This is a genomic window from Nocardioides sp., assembly GCF_047607365.1.
Taxonomy (GTDB): Bacteria; Actinomycetota; Actinomycetes; order Propionibacteriales; family Nocardioidaceae; genus Nocardioides.
Window position 1 is genome coordinate 48,266 of sequence record NZ_JASGDD010000043.1, and the last position, 17,100, is coordinate 65,365.

General features: G+C 71.9%; 16 protein-coding genes and 2 tRNA genes. 7 read left to right on the forward strand and 11 right to left on the reverse strand.

Annotation, left to right across the window (positions count from 1 at the left end; genetic code table 11):
- Positions 1–26: 26 nt before the first annotated feature.
- Positions 27–1,619, forward strand: coding sequence for a catalase (locus tag QM572_RS03625; protein ID WP_415090128.1), 1,593 nt, complete (start codon positions 27–29; stop codon positions 1,617–1,619).
- A 177-nt stretch (positions 1,620–1,796) separates the two neighbouring features.
- Here the strand turns inward: QM572_RS03625 and QM572_RS03630 are convergent, their stop codons facing one another.
- Positions 1,797–3,143 carry an NAD-dependent succinate-semialdehyde dehydrogenase gene (locus QM572_RS03630; RefSeq protein WP_415090130.1) on the reverse strand — a complete coding sequence of 449 codons (1,347 nt, stop codon included), beginning with the start codon at positions 3,141–3,143 and terminating at the stop codon, positions 1,797–1,799.
- Between the two features lie 115 nt (positions 3,144–3,258).
- Between QM572_RS03630 and QM572_RS03635 the strand changes: the two genes are divergently transcribed.
- From QM572_RS03635 to QM572_RS03645, 3 genes are all read left to right on the forward strand, one after another.
- On the forward strand, positions 3,259–4,455 hold the full coding sequence (locus tag QM572_RS03635; RefSeq protein WP_415090132.1) for a pyridoxal phosphate-dependent aminotransferase: 1,197 nt from the start codon (positions 3,259–3,261) through the stop codon (positions 4,453–4,455).
- A gap of 103 nt (positions 4,456–4,558) precedes the next feature.
- Positions 4,559–5,584, forward strand: a complete 1,026-nt coding sequence (locus QM572_RS03640) for an adenosine deaminase (RefSeq protein WP_415090134.1) — start codon at positions 4,559–4,561, stop codon at positions 5,582–5,584.
- A 99-nt stretch (positions 5,585–5,683) separates the two neighbouring features.
- The gene (locus tag QM572_RS03645) at positions 5,684–6,262 is read left to right on the forward strand and encodes a DUF4190 domain-containing protein (RefSeq protein ID WP_415090136.1); all 579 of its coding nucleotides are present in this window, start codon (positions 5,684–5,686) and stop codon (positions 6,260–6,262) included.
- A gap of 12 nt (positions 6,263–6,274) precedes the next feature.
- On the opposite strand, the gene rlmC is transcribed toward QM572_RS03645, so the two are convergent.
- The 8 genes from rlmC to QM572_RS03685 all read right to left on the reverse strand — a co-directional run bounded on the left by rlmC (position 6,275) and on the right by QM572_RS03685 (position 10,963).
- A complete protein-coding gene (gene rlmC / locus QM572_RS03650; protein ID WP_415090138.1) occupies positions 6,275–7,390 on the reverse strand; it encodes a 23S rRNA (uracil(747)-C(5))-methyltransferase RlmC in 1,116 nt (371 codons plus the stop codon).
- A gap of 7 nt (positions 7,391–7,397) precedes the next feature.
- The gene (locus tag QM572_RS03655) at positions 7,398–8,432 is read right to left on the reverse strand and encodes a UDP-N-acetylmuramate dehydrogenase (protein ID WP_415090140.1); all 1,035 of its coding nucleotides are present in this window, start codon (positions 8,430–8,432) and stop codon (positions 7,398–7,400) included.
- Positions 8,433–8,520: 88 nt separating this feature from the next.
- Positions 8,521–8,913, reverse strand: a complete 393-nt coding sequence (locus QM572_RS03660) for a MaoC/PaaZ C-terminal domain-containing protein (protein WP_415090142.1) — start codon at positions 8,911–8,913, stop codon at positions 8,521–8,523.
- Positions 8,910–9,302 (reverse strand): MaoC family dehydratase N-terminal domain-containing protein, encoded by a 393-nt coding sequence (locus QM572_RS03665; RefSeq protein WP_415090144.1) that lies wholly within the window; start codon positions 9,300–9,302, stop codon positions 8,910–8,912. The genes QM572_RS03660 and QM572_RS03665 overlap by 4 nt, the downstream gene beginning before the upstream one ends.
- Before the next feature lie 202 nt (positions 9,303–9,504).
- Positions 9,505–9,675 carry a 50S ribosomal protein L33 gene (gene rpmG, locus QM572_RS03670; RefSeq protein WP_415090146.1) on the reverse strand — a complete coding sequence of 57 codons (171 nt, stop codon included), beginning with the start codon at positions 9,673–9,675 and terminating at the stop codon, positions 9,505–9,507.
- Positions 9,676–9,723: 48 nt separating this feature from the next.
- Positions 9,724–9,800 (reverse strand) — tRNA-Met (locus QM572_RS03675).
- 4 nt (positions 9,801–9,804) lie between these two features.
- Positions 9,805–9,876: transfer RNA gene (locus QM572_RS03680), tRNA-Thr, on the reverse strand.
- Positions 9,877–9,937: 61 nt separating this feature from the next.
- Positions 9,938–10,963, reverse strand: coding sequence for a pirin family protein (locus tag QM572_RS03685; RefSeq protein ID WP_415090148.1), 1,026 nt, complete (start codon positions 10,961–10,963; stop codon positions 9,938–9,940).
- 35 nt (positions 10,964–10,998) lie between these two features.
- Here QM572_RS03685 and QM572_RS03690 point away from each other — a divergent pair, with 35 nt between their 5' ends.
- Both QM572_RS03690 and QM572_RS03695 read left to right on the forward strand, forming a co-directional pair.
- On the forward strand, positions 10,999–11,763 hold the full coding sequence (locus tag QM572_RS03690) for a hypothetical protein (protein WP_415090150.1): 765 nt from the start codon (positions 10,999–11,001) through the stop codon (positions 11,761–11,763).
- Between the two features lie 49 nt (positions 11,764–11,812).
- Positions 11,813–12,730 (forward strand): phosphodiesterase, encoded by a 918-nt coding sequence (locus tag QM572_RS03695; RefSeq protein WP_415090152.1) that lies wholly within the window; start codon positions 11,813–11,815, stop codon positions 12,728–12,730.
- On the opposite strand, the gene QM572_RS03700 is transcribed toward QM572_RS03695, so the two are convergent.
- Positions 12,716–14,398, reverse strand: a complete 1,683-nt coding sequence (locus QM572_RS03700) for an amidohydrolase (protein WP_415090154.1) — start codon at positions 14,396–14,398, stop codon at positions 12,716–12,718. The genes QM572_RS03695 and QM572_RS03700 overlap by 15 nt on opposite strands.
- Positions 14,395–15,843, reverse strand: coding sequence for a purine-cytosine permease family protein (locus QM572_RS03705; protein WP_415090156.1), 1,449 nt, complete (start codon positions 15,841–15,843; stop codon positions 14,395–14,397). The genes QM572_RS03700 and QM572_RS03705 overlap by 4 nt, the downstream gene beginning before the upstream one ends.
- A gap of 137 nt (positions 15,844–15,980) precedes the next feature.
- Here QM572_RS03705 and QM572_RS03710 point away from each other — a divergent pair, with 137 nt between their 5' ends.
- On the forward strand, positions 15,981–17,048 hold the full coding sequence (locus tag QM572_RS03710; RefSeq protein ID WP_415090158.1) for a LacI family DNA-binding transcriptional regulator: 1,068 nt from the start codon (positions 15,981–15,983) through the stop codon (positions 17,046–17,048).
- Positions 17,049–17,100 lie beyond the last annotated feature (52 nt).

Below are 17,100 nucleotides of genomic sequence, written 5' to 3' on the forward strand. Positions count from 1 at the left end.
CGGGACCGACCGGGTAGTCGGCAGGTATGACCGACCTCCCGCAGCCCGACGACGGCACGTCCATCAAGACCGCTCCCTCACCGGAGGCCGAGCTCGGCTCGACCACCGACACCGGCGCGCCCGCGTCGAGCGACCGCAACTCGCTGACCGTCGGGCCGGACGGCCCGATCCTGTTGCACGACGTGCACTTCCTCAATCAGATGGCGCACTTCAACCGCGAGCGGGTGCCCGAGCGCAACGTGCACGCCAAGGGGTCGGGCGCGTTCGGGTTCTTCGAGACGACGGAGGACGTGTCGGCGTACACGAGGGCGGGGCTCTTCCAGCCCGGCGTCCGCACGGACATGCTCGCTCGGTTCTCGACGGTGGCCGGCGAGCAGGGCTCGCCCGACACGTGGCGCGACCCGCGCGGCTTCGCGCTGAAGTTCTACACCGACGAGGGCAACTACGACCTCGTCGGCAACAACACCCCGGTCTTCTTCATCCGCGACACGATGAAGTTCCCGCACTTCATCCGCTCGCAGAAGCGACGCGGCGGCACCGGTCTGCGCGACAACAACATGCAGTGGGACTTCTGGTCGCTCAACCCGGAGTCGGCGCACCAGGTGACCTACCTGATGGGCGACCGCGGCATCCCGAAGTCCTATCGCCACATGAACGGCTACGGCTCGCACACCTACCTGTGGGTCAACGCCGCTGGGGAGAGGCACTGGGTGAAGTACCACTTCCACTCGAACCAGGGCGTTCAGGGCCTCACGGACGAGGACGCCACGAGGATCGCCGGCGAGGACGCCGACTTCCACCGTCGTGACCTGATCGAGGCGATCGACCGCGGCGACTTCCCGTCGTGGACCCTGTCGGTCCAGCTGATGCCGTACGACGAGGCGAAGACCTACCACCTGAACCCGTTCGACCTCACCAAGATCTGGCCGCACAGCGACTTCCCGCTCGTGAAGGTCGGCACGATGACGCTCGACAAGAACCCCGACAACTTCTTCGCCCAGATCGAGCAGGCGGCCTTCGAGCCGTCCGCGCTCGTGCCCGGGATCGGGTTCAGCCCGGACAAGATGCTGCTCGGCCGTGCCTTCGCGTACGCCGACACCCACCGTCACCGGATCGGCGCCAACTACCTCCAGCTGCCCGTGAACCGTCCCCGGGTCGAGGTGAACACCTACACCCAGGACGGGCCGATGGCCTACGACCACCACGGCGACGCCCCGGTCTACGCGCCCAACTCCTTCGGCCGCGGCTATTCGGACAACGTCGGCGAGGTCGACCCGGGCTGGGAGACCGACGGCGAGATGGTCCGGCAGGCCTACACGCTGCGCGAGGACGACGACGACTTCACCCAGCCCGGGATCCTGGTCCGCGAGGTGTGGGACGACGAGCAGCGCGACGCGTTCGTGAAGACCGTCGCCGGGCACCTGCTCGGCGGGGTCACCGGCGAGGTCCTGGATCGCGCCTTCGCGTACTGGAAGGCGGTCGACCCCGACTGCGGCAAGCGGATCGAGGATCTGGTCCGCCAGGACCCCGACCTCGGCGCCCCCGGCGCCCAGGACGACCAGGCCAAGGAGGACGCCCAGGACCCGATCGTCGAGGACGACACCAACGCCGCGCACTAGCTCACCACGCCGAGTGGGGCCTTGGATCAGGTCGAGTGGGGCCTTAGATCAGGCCGAATGGGGCTTTAGATCATGCGAGTGGGGTTTTGGCGTCGTACGGCGAAGCCAAAGCCCCCACTCGGCGGATCCAAGGCCCCACTCGCGGGATCCAAGGCCCCACTCGGCGGATCTAAAGCCCTATTCGATGATGCGGATGAGCTTCTTGTTCACGAACTCCTCGATGCCGAGGGTGCCGAGTTCGCGACCGAAGCCGGAGCGCTTGATGCCGCCGAAGGGGAGCTCGACGCCGTCGGCGAGGACGCCGTTGACGAAGACCATGCCGGCCTCGATCCTCTCCGCGACCCGGGCAGCCTGCTCGGCGTCGGGGGTGAAGACGTAGGAGCCGAGGCCGAACGGCGTGTCGTTGGCGATCCGCACGGCCTCGTCCTCGTCGGCGGCCTTGAACACCATGGCTACCGGCCCGAAGAGCTCCTCGTAGTAGGCGTCGTTCTCGGGCGTCACGCCGGTGAGGACGCCGGTCGGGAAGAACGCCCCGCGGCGCTCCCCGGCCGATGCCAGGGAGGCGCCGCCCGCGACCGCGGCATCCACCTGCTCCTGCAGCCGCGACGCGGCCGCCTCCGAGGAGAGCGGGGTGATGCCCTCGGCGCTCGCGAGCACCTTCTCGGTGAACTTCGCGACGAAGCTGTCGTAGAGGTCGGCCGCGACGACGAAGCGCTTGGCCGCGTTGCAGGCCTGGCCGGTGTTGTCCAGGCGCGCGGCGACGGCGGCCTCGACGGTCGCGTCGAGGTCCTCGGAGCCCAGCACGATGAAGGGGTCGGAGCCGCCCAGCTCGAGCACGACCTTCTTGAGGTTGCGCCCGGCGATCTCCGCGACGGCTGCGCCCGCCCGCTCCGAGCCGGTGAGCGAGACGCCCGCGACCCGCGGGTCCTCGATGATCGTGGCGACCTGCTCGTTGGTGGCGTAGAGGTTGACGTAGGCGCCCTTCGGGAACCCTGCGTCGTCGAAGATCTGCTGGATCGCGGCGGCCGACTCGGGGCACTGCGGCGCGTGCTTGAGGATGATCGGGTTGCCCGTGCACAGGTTGGGGCCGGCGAAGCGGGCGACCTGGTAGTAGGGGAAGTTCCACGGCATGATCCCCAGCAGCACGCCGTACGGCGAGCGCTTGACCACCGCGGAGCCGGAGCCGTCCAGCAGCTCGATGGGCTGGTCGGCCAGCAGCTTCTCGGCGTTGTCGGCGTAGTACGCGAAGATCGCGCCCGCGAACTCGGCCTCGCCGACGGCGTCCGCGAGCGGCTTGCCCATCTCGCGGACGATGATCGCGCCGAGCTCCTCCTTGCGCTCGTCGTGGAGCTCGGCGACCCGCTTGATCAGGGCCGCGCGCTCGGCGACGGTCGAGGTCTTCGACCAGGTGCGCCAGGCCTCGGTGGTGGCGGCGAGAGCCGCCTCGACGTCCGCGTCGGTCGCGGTCGGGAACTCCTGGACAACCTCACCCGTGGCGGGGTCCGTGACGGCGTAAACGCTCATCGGCGTCCTCGCTTCGCTGCGGGCGCCGATGAGGCTCGGAAAAGGCCGCGCTGAATGATTCGCTCGCTTCGCTCGCTCATGCGATCAGCGTAGTCACGCCGATAGAGTGAGGACCATGAGCAGCTCTCCTCGCGACCGTCGCATCTCCCAGCGGATCGGCGCCATCGCCGAGTCGGCCACGCTGAAGGTCGACGCGAAGGCGAAGGCGCTCAAGGCGGACGGGCGGCCCGTCATCGGGTTCGGCGCCGGCGAGCCCGACTTCCCCACGCCCGGCTACATCGTCGAGGCCGCCGTCGAGGCCGCGCGCGACCCGAGGAACCACCGCTACACCCCCGCCGGCGGGCTCCCCGAGCTCAAGGCCGCCATCGTCGCCAAGACCAAGCGGGACTCCGGGCTCGACATCAGCCTCGCGCAGGTGCTCGTGACGAACGGCGGCAAGCAGGCGGTCTACGAGTCGTTCGCCGCGATGCTCGACCCCGGGGACGAGGTGCTGCTCCCGGCGCCCTACTGGACGACGTACCCCGAGTGCATCCAGCTCGCCGGCGGTGTGCCGGTGGAGGTGTTCGCCGACGAGACGCAGGGCTACAAGGTGACCGTCGAGCAGCTCGAGGCCGCGCGCACCGAGCGCACCAAGATCCTCCTCTTCGTCTCCCCCTCCAACCCGACCGGCGCCGTCTACACCGCCGACGAGATCCGCGCGATCGGCGCGTGGGTCGCCGAGCACGAGCTGTGGGTCGTGACCGACGAGATCTACGAGCACCTGCTCTACGACGGCGTCGAGACCGGCTCGATCGCGACGCTGTGCCCCGAGATCGCCGACGACACCGTCATCCTCAACGGCGTTGCGAAGACCTACGCGATGACCGGCTGGCGGGTCGGCTGGATGATCGGCCCCGCCGACATCGTCAAGGCCGCCACCAACCTGCAGTCGCACGCGACGTCCAACGTCGCCAACGTGTCGCAGCGCGCCGCGATCGCCGCGCTGGAGGGCGACCTCTCGGCGGTCGACGAGATGCGCACCGCCTTCGACCGGCGTCGCAAGACGATCACGGCGATGCTCAACGAGATCGACGGCGTCGAGTGCCCGCTGCCCGAGGGCGCGTTCTACGTCTACCCCTCGGTCAAGGGACTCCTCGAGCGGACCGGCATCGCGTCGTCGGCCGACCTCGCGGAGTGGATCCTCGAGCAGGTCGAGGTCGCGGTGGTCCCGGGCGAGGCGTTCGGCACGCCCGGCTACCTGCGGCTCTCCTACGCGCTCGGGGACGACGACCTCGTCGAGGGCATCACGAGATTGCAGAAGCTCTTCGCGTGATCGGAGATCGCGCGTCAGCGCGTGTCCTGGCAAGGCGGAGGAGCGAAGGCGACCTGAGGGGCGGAGCGGTCGTCGAGCGACGACAACGCCGCCAGGGCACGCGATGACGCGTGATCTGCGGGCCCTGCCCAAGGCCCACCTGCACCTGCACTTCACCGGGTCGATGCGGCACTCGACGCTGCTCGAGCTGGCCGCCCGGGACGGGATCCGGCTGCCCGAGCAGCTCGTCACGGAGTGGCCGCCGGAGCTGTCGGCGGCCGACGAGAAGGGCTGGTTCCGCTTCCAGCGGCTCTACGACATCGCCCGCTCGGTGCTGCGCACGCCCGACGACATCTACCGGCTGATCCGCGAGGCGGCGGAGGACGACGTCGCCGACGGCAGCCGCTGGCTGGAGATCCAGGTCGACCCGTCGGGCTTCGCGGCGAAGTTCGACGGCATCACGGCCTTCACCGACCTCGTCCTCGACGCCGTCGCCGCCGCCTCCCGCGAGACCGGTCTCGCGATGTCGACGATCATCGCCTCCAACCGCACCCGGCATCCGCTGGACGCCCGGATCCTCGCCCGCCTCGCGGCGCAGTACGCCGGCAACGGGGTCTCCGGGTTCGGCCTCTCCAACGACGAGCGCCGCGGCTCGACCCCGGACTTCGCCCACGCCTTCGCCATCGCCGAGCGCGCCGGCCTCATGCTCGTCCCGCACGGCGGGGAGCTGCTCGGGCCCGCCCACATCGAGACGGTGATCGAGGCGCTGCACCCGACACGGCTCGGCCACGGCGTACGCGCGGCGGAGGCGCCGGAGCTGCTCGATCGCGTGGTGGAGGCCGGGATCGCGCTGGAGGTCTGCCCGACGTCCAACGTGTCGCTCGGGGTCTACTCCTCGCTGGCGGAGGTGCCGGTGCCGACGCTGATGGCCGCGGGCGCGACGATCGCGCTCGGCGCTGACGACCCGCTGCTGTTCGGCTCGCGGCTGCTCGGGCAGTACGCCGCCGTGCGCGCGGCCCACGACCTCGCCGACGCCCAGCTCGCGACCCTGGCGGCCGGGTCGATCCGTGCCTCGGCCGCGCCCGACTCGCTCAAGGCCGAGCTCCTGGCCGGGATCGACGACTGGCTCGCGGCGCCGCCCGAGCCGTAGGCGGAACCTCGAGGGCGTGGTGATCGATGCGGGGCCGACGCACAGCAGGTGCCCGCATCGATCACCATGCCCCGGGCGCGGATGGGGAATGATGAGGCCATGACCGAGTCGGAGCAGGATCCCGAGCCCACCACGCCGTTGCCGCCGCCGCAGTGGGGCGAGCAGCCCCCGCCGCCGCAGTACGGCCAGGGGCCGGCCTACCCGCCCCAGGGCCCGCCTCAGGGTCAGCCCTACGGCCAGCCGCAGAGCCCCGGGCAGCAGCCGAGCCCGCCCTACGGTCAGGCCTACGGGCAGCCCTACGGTCAGCCGCAGCCCACCCAGCAGTGGGCACCCCAGCCCGGCTACGCCGGCTACACCCAGGACGACCCCGGCGCGACCACCGCTCTCATCACCGGCATCATCAGCCTCGTCCTCGGGTTCATCTGCGGGGTCGGCTTCGTCGGCTCGCCCTTCGCGTGGGTGCTCGGCGCCCGCTCGAAGAAGCGGATCGACGCCTCCGGCGGCCGTCTCGGCGGCCGCGGCAACGCCCAGGCCGGCCTCATCCTGGGGATCATCGGCACGATCCTCCTCGTGCTCGCGATCCTGGCGATCATCGCGTTCGTCGTGCTGATCATCGTCGGGGTCACGACGTCGAACGACTTCTCGACGACCTACGACGACTACGGCACGAGCGCCTGAGGCGGCCGTACGTCAGGCCCGGCTGAGCAGGGTGAGCACCTCGTGGTGCTCGGTGTGCGGGAACATGTCGAGCAGCCGGGCGCTCCGGGGGACCAGCGACGGCATCCGCTCCAGGTCGGCGGCCAGCGTGCGGGCGTTGCACGAGGAGTAGACGACGTACCGCACGCCGGAGGCCTCCAGCCACGCCGAGAGCGCGGGGCCGATGCCGCGGCGGGGTGGGTTCACGACGACCAGCTCCGGCACGTGCCGCGGATCGCTGTCGAGGGCGAACGCGGTCGCATCGCCGGCGACCCAGGTCGCCTCCGCGCCGCGCTCGGCCGAGGTCAGCCGGGCGGAGTCGATCGCCTGCTCGCTCGTCTCCACCCCGACGACCGCCCGGCCCGCGGCGGCGACGTGCAGCCCGAATCCGCCGACGCCGCAGTAGAGGTCCCATACCGACGCCGGCGCCACGGCGTCGACCAGCCCGGACGCCTCGCCGTAGAGCCGCGCCGCGACCTCGGTGTTGGTCTGGAAGAACGACTGCGGCCGCAGGTGCAGCCCGATCCCGTTGACCTCCATCCGCAGCGTCTCCTGCTCGGTCAGCAGGATCTCGTCGGGCCCCTCGAGGATCGCCGTGTGCCGCGGCTGCAGGTTGACGCTCGCCACCACGACCGGCAGTGCGTCGGTGAGCAGATGGAGGTGCTTGCGCAGCCGAGGCACCGCCTCGCTCGAACGCAGCACGAAGCGGACCATCAGGTCACCGCTCGGCGCGACGGTCGCGATGACGTGCTTGAGCTCGCCCCGCCTCTCCGGCACCGCGTACGGCGTCACGCCGGCCGCCCGCACGAGGTCGGCGACCAGCGGCAGGGCGTCGTGGAGTCGTGGGTCGTGCAGGCCGCACTCGCGCAGGTCGACGCCGCGGCCGTCGTGGTCGAGGATCCCCAGCGTCGGCTCGGCGGCGGTGCCGCCGACGACCATCTTGGCCTTGTTGCGGAACCCGGACTCGTACGAGGCGACGGGCTCGCGCCAGCGGACCTCGGGGAGCATCGCGGCGACGGCGGCCTGCTTGCGCGCCAGCTGGACGGCGTACGGCGTTGTGAGCCAGTGGCAGGACCGGCATACGCCCGCGTCGAAGTAGCCGCAGTCCATCGGCGGCTCAGAGGTCGGCGCCGAGGAGCACCGGCTCGGGCACCAGCTCGATGCCGAACTCCCGCTCGACACCGTCACGGATCTCGCGGGCCAGCGCGATCAGCTCCCGGGTCGTGCCGGAGCCGCGGTTGGTGAGGGCCAGGACGTGCTTGGTCGACAGGCTGACCCGTCCGCCCCAGGGCGTCGTGGGCGCGGCGCCGTAGCCCCGCTCGTAGCCGGCGTGCTCGATGAGCCAGGCGGCGTTGATCTTCACCCTCCCGTCCGGCTGGGGATGTCCCCCGGCCCCGGGCGGCACGTCGGCCGGATCGACGAAGGGATTGGTGAAGAAGGAGCCGGCGCTCCAGGTGTCGTGGTCGGCGCGATCGATCACCATCCCCTTCGCGCCGCGCAGGGCGAGGACGGCCTCGCGGACCTCGGCGATCGGCGCCCGGCCGCCGGGCTCGACGCCGAGGGTGCCGGCCAGCTCGGCGTAGCGGATCGGGGCCGACAGCGTCCCCGGCTCGAGCTGGAAGACCACCTCGACGATCACGTGGCGGCCGGGGTCGGCCTTGAACCTGCTGTGCCGGTAGCCGAACTGGCAGTCGGCCATGGCGAAGGTGCGGAAGCCGCGGAGCACCCGGTCCCACACCCGCACCTGGGCGATGGTCTGGGACACCTCCGCGCCGTAGGCGCCGACGTTCTGGATCGGCGTCGCGCCGACGGAGCCGGGGATGCCCGAGAGCGCCTCGAGCCCGGTCCAGCCGTGCTCGACGGCGTAGGCGACGAGGTCGTCGAGCGACTCCCCCGCGGCGACCGTGACGAGCACCCCGCCGCACATCGGGCCGGTGTCCTCGGTGTCGGGCGCGATGCCGCGGGTGGCGACGTGGACGACCGTGCCCGGGACGCCCTCGTCGGCGACGACGAGGTTGGAGCCGCCACCGAGGATCAGCGCGTCGCGGTCGTTCGCCGCCTCGGTGAGCTCCTCGAGCGTCGTCGCCTCGACCCAGGTGCCCGCCGGTCCCCCCAGGTGGAGCGTGGTGTGGTCGGCGAGCAGTTCGGGCACCCGCCCATCCTCTCAGGCGGGCCGCCCAGCTGGGTAAGTGCTGGTGAAGGCCGGCGGAGCACGTCTCTCGGCAGGCGTTGACCAGCAGTTAGCTCTGGGGGAGACGTACGACGGCGCGGGGGTTGCCGAGGACGCGCTGGCCCGCGCAGGTGACCTCGAGGGCGAGGGCGAGGGTGCCGTCGCCGGGCTTGACGGACCTCACGGCCACCGTGACCTCCGCCGCGCCCTCGGGCGGGACGACGACGGGCGAGGTGAACTTGGTGGCCAGCTCGAGGACCTCGGCGCCGTCGGTCCAGTCGTGGACGGCGCCGGCGACGAGGCCCATGGTGAGCATGCCATGGGCGATGACGCCGGGCAGCCCGACCGCGGCGGCCACCTCGTCGGACCGGTGGATCGGGTTGTGGTCGCCGCTCGCCTCGGCGTAGGCGGCCAGGTCCGCGCGGGTGAGCGTGAAGACCCGCGGCTCGTAGGCATCGGTCATGCGACCACTCCGCCCGAGTGGACCAGCGTCGCGCGGGCCTCGCCCACGACCTCGCCGGCGGCGTCGGTCAGCGTGGTCACGGTGCCGATCACGTCGGCGCCGCCGAGCGAGCGGAGGGAGGCGATCGACATCGTCGCCGTCAGCTCGTCGTCGACCACGATCGGCCGGCGCCAGGCGAAGCGCTGCTCGCCGTGCACGATCCGCTCCACGCTCGCCCCCACCTCGGCGAGGAAGGCGAGCATCGCGTCGTTCAGGAGAACGATCGGAAACGTCGGCGGGACGCCCTCGCCGGCGTACGACGTCGCGCGAGCGAACGCGGCGACCCGCTCCCCCTCGACGGCCCACGGGCCCAGCGGGGCGAACTCGCGCCCGACAAGAGACTCATCCACGCCTCCGACCGTAGGGCCGCGGCGACCGCGGCCCTCTCCGTGGGGCCTCCAAAGATCGGATCGTGCCTTTGTGGGGTTACACCCGGGGCCGCGGCGACCGCCCGGCGCGTCACCCCGCAAAGGCGCGGTTCTGGCCGCCCGAAATGGCGAAGACCCCGCCGGGGCGGGGCCTTCGAGGGCTGCGTCGGTCGATCGCCGCGACTCAGCGGGTCTCGCGGTGCGGCTGGTGGGTGCGGCAGCGCGGGCAGAACTTCGACAGCTCGATGCGGTCGGGGTCGTTGCGCCGGTTCTTCTTGGTGATGTAGTTGCGCTCCTTGCACTCAGTGCACGCCAGAGTGATCTTGGGGCGAACGTCGCTGCTCTTGGAGGCCATGGGAAGTCCTTATGGTGGATTGGTACTGGGTGACGCCGGATGAGTCCTTGGTAGCGGGGGCGGGGATCGAACCCGCGACCTCACGATTATGAGTCGTGCGCTCTAACCGCCTGAGCTACCCCGCCACAGAGCCCCCTGTCCGGATTGAACGGACGACCCCTTCCTTACCATGGAAGTGCTCTACCACTGAGCTAAGGGGGCAACGACCGAGAAGATTACCGACGCAGCGGCTCCGCCACAAAATCGGTGTGCAACTGTGAGCTCACTGCCGCGAACGGAGCCGTACGCCGGGCAGCGCGGGCGCCGGGATCGGTGGCAGGTGGTCGCCCACGACCGTCCCGAACCGGGACCCTCCGACCTGCTGCGCATCGGCGACGACCTCGCCGGAGTCCGGGTCGAGGATCGCTCCCTGCCAGTCCTCGCGCGCGGCGACGATCTCCTCGTGGCTGCGGCCCACGAAGTTCCACCACATCACGATCGACTCCCCGAAGGGCGGGCCGCCGAGGAGCAGCAGCCGGGTCGGCTCGCTCGCCTCGAGGAGGAGCGTCGAGGCGCCGGGCGGGGTGTAGGCCAGCTCGCCCTTCGCCACCAGCGTCGCCTCCCCCGAGCCGAGCCCCGGGCCGATCCCCAGGGCGACGCCGCCGACGTCGACGAGGACGCCGTGCTCGAACGCCGGGTCGATGTCCAGAGCGAGCGTCGCTCCCGGCGCCAGCTGGAGCTCGGCGCCGAGCAGCGGCGTGTGGGTCGGCACCGGCGAGGTCGAGCCGAGCAGCGAGCCGAGGAAGACCCGGGCCGACCAGCCCTCGCCGGTCAGCTCCGGCGGGACGAAGTGGTCGAAGCGCGGCTCGGTCTCGCGGACCGCGTCGGGCAGGGCGGTCCACAGCTGCGCGCCGTGGAGCACCGGGGACGAGTCGTCGGAGATCTCCGAGTGCGAGATGCCGCGGCCGCCGGTCATGAGGTTGACCTCGCCCGGACGGACCATCGCGTGGTTGCCCGCCGAGTCGCGGTGCTCGATCAGCCCGGCGAAGAGCCACGACACGGTCTGGAGGCCGATGTGCGGGTGCGGCGCCACCTTCATCCCGCCGGTCTCGGCGACGTCGTCGGGCCCGTAGTGGTCGAGGAAGCACCACGCGCCGATCATCGACCTCTCCCGGGACGGCAGCGTCCGGCGTACGGTCATCGCGCGGGGACCGCCCAGGGGCACGTCGCGCGCCGCGATGACCTCCACGCACGTGCCCGGGTGGCCCGCACCGTCCGTGAGTCGCGGATCGCGCTCAGGATTGGTCATAGACCCATGGTCCCACCGCCGACTACCTTGCCTCCATGACGCTCCCTCCTGAAGGCCCCGGGTGGGGCCAGGCCCCGCCTCCACCGCCTCCCGGCCCCGCGCCCGCGCCGGGCTCGTCCGACGGCTACTCCGTCGGCGACGCCCTCTCCTACGGCTGGGCGAAGTTCCAGTCCAACCTCGGCCCGAGCATCCTGCTGGGACTCCTCGTGATCGTCGTGTCCGTCGTGCTCGCCGTGGTGGGCGTGGTGATCAGCAGCCTGCTCACCACCGGGCCCCACGTCAACGACGACTACACGGTGAGCGAGGGCAGCGGCTTCCTCGTCCGGTGGTTCGCCCAGGGCATCTCGACGGCGATCTCCTTCCTGGGCAGCACCATCGGCAGCGCCCTGGTGGTGCGTGCCGGGCTCGACATCACCGAGGGCAAGGGCCTCGACGTCGGCGACATCTTCGGCCGGATCCCGTGGGCGAAGGTCTTCATCCTCGCGCTGATCCAGTCGGCGATCCTGTTCGTCGGCTTCCTGCTCTGCATCCTCCCCGGCATCGTCGCCGCGTTCCTGCTCTACTACGCGACCTACTTCGTCATCGACAGGGGTCTCGAGCCGGTGGACGCGCTCAAGGCCAGCTTCGAGCTGGTGAAGAGCAACGTGGGCAGTGCCCTGGTGTGGGCCATCGTCGCGGCGATCGTCTCCGTCGTCGGCCTCTGCCTCTGCGGTGTGGGCGCCCTCGCGACGCTCCCGATCGCGGCGTTCGGCACCGCCTACACCTACAAGAAGCTCAACGGCCAGCCGGTCGCGGCCTGACCCACGGGTGGCACCACGAGGTGCACCCGCTCGCCCCTAGGGTGAGCGGGTGCACCTCGACCTCTATCCGGAGCCGGTCCACACGATCGCGCACCTGTCGGACACCCATCTCCTGGCCGGGGGCGCGAGGCAGTACGACGTGGTCGAGCCCGAGACGGGCCTCGTGGCCGCTCTGGAGCGGCTGAGCCGCCTCGACCTGCCGCCCGACGTGGTGCTCGTGACCGGGGATCTGGCCGATCTGGGCGAGCCGACGGCGTACGAGCGTCTGAAGGAGCTGGTCGAGCCGGCGGCCGCCGACCTGGGCGCCGAGCTGGTGTGGGTGATGGGCAACCACGACGAGCGGCCGGCCTACTCGCGGATCCTCTTCGGCGCGGAGTCGGCGCGCGAGCAGGACGCCGTGTACGACGTCGGCGGGCTGCGCGTGATCTCGCTGGACTCGACGGTGCCGGGCTACCACCACGGGCTGGTCACGCCGGAGCAGCTCGGATGGCTGCGCGAGGTGCTCAGCGAGCCGGCGCCGCACGGGACGATCATCGGGATGCACCACCCGCCCATCCCGCTGCCGCTGGCGCCGGTCGACGCGATCATCGGGCTCTACGACCACGACGCGCTGGCGGCGGTGCTCGAGGGTACCGACGTGCGCGGGATCCTGGCCGGTCACCTGCACTACTCGACGTACTCGACCTTCGCGGGGATCCCGGTCTCGGTGGCGTCGGCGTCCTGCTACACCGTCGACCCGGTGCCCGCGGCCGCGATCCTGCGCGGCGTCGACGGCGGTCGCTCCATCACCATGACCCACGTGTACGACGACCGGCTGGTGCACACGATCGTGCCCCTCGCCGAGGAGCCGGCCGTGTACAACATCGACCCGGTGCTGCTCGGGGCCCTGGAGGCGCTGTCGCCCGAGGAGCGGATCGACCAGCTCTCCCGCAAGGACTCGGAGTTCAACACCTCAGGCCGGTGGTAGCCGGGCCTCCGAGCCAGCGACGACCGTGCGGGTGACGCGCGCGTCGAGCAGGCTCGCCGCACCCTTCGCGAACGGGTCGCGGTCGAGCACGACGAAGTCGGCGCTGAGGCCCGGGGCCAGCCGTCCGGTGACGTCTCCCCAACCCGCCGCCCACGCCGCCTCGCGGGTGGCCCGGAGCAGTGCCAGGTCCAGCGGCATCGCCTGGTCCGGGTGGTTGGCGGGCAGGTCCTCCCGCACGGCCGAGCGCCGGGTGGTGGCGATGTAGAGGTTGGGCAACGGGGCGTAGGGCGCGGTCGGGGCGTCCGAGCCGAGGACCAGGCGCACGCCGGCGTCGGCCAGCTCCATCCAGGGGAAGCCCCGCGAGACGCGGTCGTCGCCGAGCATCTCGCGCCAGTTGTCCTGGATCGCCGGGTCGGCGTGCACCGGCTGCACGGAGGCGACGATCCCCAGTCGGCCCATCCGCCGGATCGACTCAGGCGTGACGGTCTCGAGGTGCTCGATCCGGTGGCGGCGCGGCCGGCCGCCGTGGTCGGCGTGGTCGCGGTGGTCGCGGTGGTCGCGGTGGTCGCGGTGGTCGCGGTGGTCGCCGTCGGCGGCCGTCGCGCGCTCCAGCGCGGTGAGCGCCATCCCCGAGGCGCGGTCGCCGATGGCGTGCATCGCGACCTGGAGGCCGGCGCGGTCGGCGTGGGCCACGACCGCGTCGAGCGCCTCCTGGTCCCAGATCGCCTCGGGGTGCCGGCCGTCGGCGAAGGGCTCGACCATCGACGCCGTGCAGCTGTCGATCACGCCGTCCACGAAGATCTTGATCCCGTTGACGCTCAGCCACGGGCCTGCGTGACGCCGGTGGAGCTCGATCGCGCGGTCGACCTGGGCGATCTCGTCGCGGGGGTCGGCGCAGCGGTTGACGATCCAGTGGCCGGCGACGCGGATCGGCAGCCGGCCCCCGCCCGCCGCGAGGGCCCCCTCGAGCGCGGTCAGCTCCTCGGCGGCGAGGCCCATGTCGACGGCGGCGGTCACGCCGGCGGCGAGGTAGTGCTCGAAGGCCTGCTGCTGGGCGAGAAGCCGCTCGCCGTCGGTGGTCAGGGTGTCGAGCACGCCGCGCATCAGGCCCAGGGCGGCGGTCTCGTAGAGCATGCCCGTGGCGGCGCCGTCCGCGTCGCGGTCGATCCGGCCGCCGATGGGATCGGGGGTGTCGGCGTCGATGCCCAGCTCGGCGAGCGCGGCGGTGTTGACCCACGCGGAGTGCTGGTCGGCGGCGGCGAGGTAGACCGGCCGGTCGGCGACCGCCTCGTCGAGCATCGCGCGCGTGGGCCGTCGGCCGTCGAGGGCCGGGAAGAGCCAGCCGAAGCCGCGCAGTCGTGCGGCGCCGGGGTCGGCCGCCGCCGTACGCCGGAGGCGGGCCTGGATCTCCGCCAGGTCGGCCGCGTCGGAGAGGTCGATCTGCCCGAGCGCCTCGCCCATCGACACGATGTGGGTGTGCGCGTCGACGATCCCGGGCACGACGAGGGCGCCCTCCAGCTCCACGACGCGTACGACGTCCGCGACCCGCTCCGCCTCGGCGGTCGAGCCCACGTGGAGGAGCGTCTCGCCGTCGACGACGAGGGACTCCGCCCACGCCGGCTCGTCGGCGGTGAAGATCCTCCCCGCCCGGTAGTGGACCCGGCTCATCGGGTGAGCCCCCGGTCGACCCAGGTCCGCATGAGGAGGAGGTAGGCGGCGCCGGGGAGGATCAGGCCGACCGGGAGGGAGACGTCGATGCCGCCGATCGCCGAGGCGACGGGACCGGTGTAGACCGTGGCCGCGCAGCACAGCACGGTGACGGCGACCCCGCCGACGAGGGCGAGGGCGCCGGCCGGGTTGACGCCGCCGGCGTACCAGAACCGGCTGCCCGGCGACTGGTCGCTGAGCTCCGCGCCGTCGTACCGGTTGCGGCGCAGCCACATGTCGGCGAGGTAGATCGACATCACCGGCGCCAGGATCGCGACGATGAGCTGCATGGCGTTGGAGACGCTGTCGAGGAAGTCCCACACCAGGAGGCCGAGCAGGGTCATCGTGGTGCCGACCGCGCCGTCGAGGAGCACGGTGCGGGAGCGGCGCATCCTGACGCCGATCGACTGCAGCGCGAGGCCGGAGCTGTAGGCGGTCATCGCGTTGTTGGCGATCGTGCCGACGATGACGGCGACGATGAAGACCGGCGAGAACCACGACGGCAGCAGCACGTCGGCGGCCGCCTGCGCGTCGGAGGCGTCGACCGCGGTGGCGGCGAGGATGCCGGCACCCGTGACGACGACCCCCGGGACGCTGGAGCCCAGGGCGGTCCACACCGCGACGGACCTGACCGGAGTGCCGGTCGGGAGGTAGCGGGCGAAGTCCGCGCTGTTGGTGTAGGAGAGCGGACCCGAGGCGACGAGCGTCAGGCCGGCGGCCAGCGTCGCCCACAGCGCGGTGCCGCTGAGCGTGGTCTGCGGGGTGTAGCTCCAGTCGGCGCCCCTCACGACGTAGACCACCATGACGACGAAGACCAGCCCGAGCACGGCCGCCATCGGCTGGTAGATCCGCATGATGAGGCCGTAGCCGTAGACGCTGATGGCCAGCGTGACCGCGGCGATGACGACGATCACCGCCACCTCGACCGGGGTCGTCACGGCGATGCCGACGCGGTCGAGCAGGCTGTAGGCGAAGTACGCCGCCGTCGCCCAGTTCAGCGCGAGATAGCAGACGCTGACGAGCCATCCGGCGAGCGCGACGTTGATGCGGTTGAACCGCACGCCGTACATGCTGCGCGTGATGACCTCGCTCGGCGTGCCCGAGGCGGGACCGGTGGCGGCGATGATCCCGGTGAGGACCGAGAAGAGCGCACCGGCCAGGGCGACGGCCAGCGCCTGCCAGATCGTGAGGCCGATGAGGATCAGCACGGTGCCGACGAGGAAGCTGAGGAAGTTCACGTTGGCCGAAGCCCAGACGCCGAAGAGGCTCGCGGGACGGCCGTAGCGCTCCGACTCGGGGATGACGTCGATGCCGTGGCTCTCGATGGCGAGGGGCGCGGTCGGGTCGGCGCCGCCGTCCCTCGGGATGTCGCCGGCGGCGTACGCCGCGGTGTCGCTGCTGGTCATGGTCCTTCACCTCGTGGTGTCTCGTGCCTGGGCCCGTCGCCCCGTCGTTCGGTGGACCGCCCCATCGAGGCCCTCGGCGGCACCGTAGATAGCCAAATCGATTTGGACAACGGTCTCGCGGGACTAATCTGGGCGACGTGAGCGCGCGACGAGCCACCATCCACGACGTCGCCCGGCGCGCGGGCGTCTCGGCGACCACGGTGTCCCACACGTTCAGCGGCAACGGGGTGGTCGCCACCGCCACGCAGCAGCGGATCCGCCGGGCCGCGACCGAGCTCGGCTACCGCCCCGACGCGCTCGCCCGCGGGCTGCGGAGCAGCCGCCTCGGAGCCATCGCACTCGTGGAGCGGACCCTCATGGCCGGCAACGCCGAGCGGGTGCTCGGCATCGACTACTTCCTGCGGTTCGCGGGAGCGGCGGCGATCGCGGCCGCCGACCAGGGGTTCGCGCTGATGTTCGTCGCCGACCCGTGGGCGGCCGACGCGCCGAGCGCGGCACTCGCCTGCGACGGGTTCATCGTCACCGAGCCGGTGGCCGACGACCCCCTGCTCATCGCGCTCGACGGCTACGGCATCCCCTACGTGTCGGTGGGCCGGGACCCGGCGCGGGCGATCCACCGGCCCGGGTCGGTGGTCGACATCGCGACGGAGCTGATCACCGTCCGCGCCCTCGATCATCTCGTGGACGGCGGCGCACGCCGGGTCGCCGTCCTCGTCGGCACCGACCGCAACGAGTGGACCCTCGACACGGTCACCCACTACCGGGCCTGGGCAGGGTCTCGGGGCATGTCGCCGGTGGTGCTGCAGGAGCCGGAGGCCGACGGCGCCGACGGCGGCCGCCGGGCCGGGGCGGAGCTGATGGCGGCCGCGCCCGACGTCGACGCCGTCTACGTCCTGACCGCCGAGCATGCGGTCGGGCTGCAGTCCGCCCTCGCGGAGCGGGGGCGTGACGGCGTACTCCTCGTCTGCGGGTCCGACGCCGAGGCCCTGCGCACCGCACACCCCCCGATCAGCGCCGTCGACCTCCAGCCCGAGGCCCTCGCCCACGAGGCGGTGATGCGCCTGCTCACCCTCATCGACGGGGTGGAGCGGCCTGCCATGGCTCCCGAGCACGCCCGGATCCTCGTCCGTTCCACCAGCGGCGCCGGCGGCGAGCACAGAGCCGCGCCAAGCCATTCCCAGCAGGCACTCAGGATCACCCGCTAGCGTCAGCGTGACCAGGAGGGCAGCGTCGCCCGTTCCGCCACGAGGGGAATCG